3 protein-coding genes are annotated in these 2,034 nt (G+C 39.6%); 2 read left to right on the top strand and 1 reads right to left on the bottom strand.

Annotated elements, in window-relative coordinates; all coding sequences use genetic code 11:
- Positions 1–188: (2Fe-2S)-binding protein (locus tag WAK81_RS10990; RefSeq protein WP_422196841.1), on the top strand; the 188-nt coding region annotated here is incomplete at its 5' end.
- Positions 189–344: 156 nt separating this feature from the next.
- Here WAK81_RS10990 and WAK81_RS10985 read toward each other — a convergent pair.
- The gene (locus tag WAK81_RS10985; RefSeq protein ID WP_422196840.1) at positions 345–1,406 is read right to left on the bottom strand and encodes an RNA-guided endonuclease InsQ/TnpB family protein; all 1,062 of its coding nucleotides are present in this window, start codon (positions 1,404–1,406) and stop codon (positions 345–347) included.
- A gap of 231 nt (positions 1,407–1,637) precedes the next feature.
- Here WAK81_RS10985 and bfr point away from each other — a divergent pair.
- The coding region (gene bfr / locus WAK81_RS10980; RefSeq protein ID WP_422196839.1) for a heteropolymeric bacterioferritin subunit Bfr at positions 1,638–2,034 on the top strand (397 nt) is incomplete at its 3' end.

The following is a 2,034-nucleotide window of genomic DNA, read 5'->3' as shown; positions in this document are numbered from 1 at the left end:
TTTGTTTATGCCGTGGCATTACAGATCAAGACATTAAAGATGCTATTGCAAATGGCGCTGAAAGTTATCGTGATGTTCGCGATATGTTGGACTTGGGGACTTGCTGTGGCCGCTGTGCACCAGAAGCTCGTATGATCATCAGTGATGAAGTTTCACAAATTGCAGCACGGCTGGCCGTTGCAGCATAAATTTAGAAAGATTTATCCCTATAAGCATAATGAAAAAACAATGATCTTTGGTCATTCCTCCGCCTCTGACTCTGGCGGGTTTTTATTGCCGTTGATCAAAGCTTGGATCGAGTCGATTGCGATTTTCATTTGCTGTTCCTTGACATCCTCACCTCTCTAAATAGAGCTGATTTCTCCTGCGAGACGCTTATGCCCAAGCGCAAGTATGTTCTTAGCACTGTTCAAGTCCCGATCCAGAACACTTGAACAGTTTTCACATTCCCATACTCTTATTCGCAAATCTGCTCTACCTTTCGGACTGCTTGCAGTGACCTCACCACAGCACGAACACATTTGGGTTGTGAAACTTTCATTAACTTCTTCAAACCATACTCCTGCGTTCTCGCATTTATACTTGAGCATGGTCTTGAATGCTGAAAATCCAGTATCCAAAACAGACTTGGCCATCTTGGTTTTCACCAGTTTTTTCGCACTCAGATCGCCTACAACAATTAGTGCATTTTTCTTTATAAGCATCGTACTTGCTTTGTGCAAATGGTCTTTACGACAGTTTGCAATCTTGGCGTGTAATGCACGGACCCGTTTTCTATTTTTAGCTCGTTGAGCAATCCCTAATTTCTGTTCATATTGACGGTAGAACTTGGGATTTGAAATTATTGTACCATCCGAACAAGTGGCTATATCCTTTAAGCCCAGATCAATCCCAATCAAATTAGTCGCAATCGATTTCTCAATTTCAGGGCTATTCACAACTAAACAGACATACCAACGGCCACGCGCATCCTCGACAAATGAACCAGTCTTGATACTGTAATTTGACAGTCCATAGCTATCCCATATTTTAAACTGATGCTTGCCATACTGGATATGGCCATTAGCATACTTGATTGCTACTTTCTTGAAGGGTATCCAACCTAGTGATCTTCTGGCTGATTTCTTATGACTGACCCGCCATCTTAGTTTGGTCTTCTTGAATTGCTTTCTGCGTATGACTAATTCTTCGGTAACAGCTTGAATGGTTTGACTATGCAACCCACAAAGCCTAGATGTACCTTTCGTATATTTAGCAATATCGTAAGCACTGAGAAATTCACCTTTTCTTTTAAGGTGTTTAAAGCTTAAATCATTGACATAATTCCAGACGAAATTCACTTCAGATGCTAATTGCTCTAATATATTGAAATGTTTATCTTTAATGCGTAATTTAAGTGTTTTCATGCGATTATTTTATCAATGAAAATAACGAATAGAATATCCAAAGTTAAAAATGTTAACTTGAAACGACATTTCATGTCGTATGGCTTAGGTCACTTATTTATAACCCTGCCTTGAAGACGAGGTTTTACGTTTGATTTGATAAATTACTCGCCATTTGCCCCTGACTTGCTTTACTATCAGGATTAGAGCACTTTCTTAGAAAGATAAAACAGGTCCAAATGGAGTGATGTAATGAAAGGCAATCGTGATGTGATTAATCAGCTCAATCAGGTGTTGTATCACCACCTAACCGCGATTAACCAGTATTTCTTGCATTCGCGCATGTTTAATGACTGGGGCATTGAGAAACTGGGCTCGGCAGAATATAAAGAATCCATTGTTCAAATGAAACATGCCGATAAAATTATTGAACGTATTTTATTTTTGGAAGGTTTGCCGAATTTACAGAATTTGGGCAAACTGTATATTGGTCAGCATACTCAAGAAGTGCTGCATTGTGATGTGCGTAAAGTTAAAGAAAATATCGAAGCTATCCAGAAAGCTGTCGCACTGGCTGAAACCCAAATGGATTATGTGACCCGCGATCTGGTTCAGGAAATCCTGGAAAAAGAAGAAAACTATCTGGACT

Source organism: Acinetobacter sp., assembly GCF_049284435.1.
Lineage (GTDB): Bacteria > Pseudomonadota > Gammaproteobacteria > Pseudomonadales > Moraxellaceae > Acinetobacter.
This window is presented reverse-complemented; position numbering and strand designations above follow the sequence as displayed.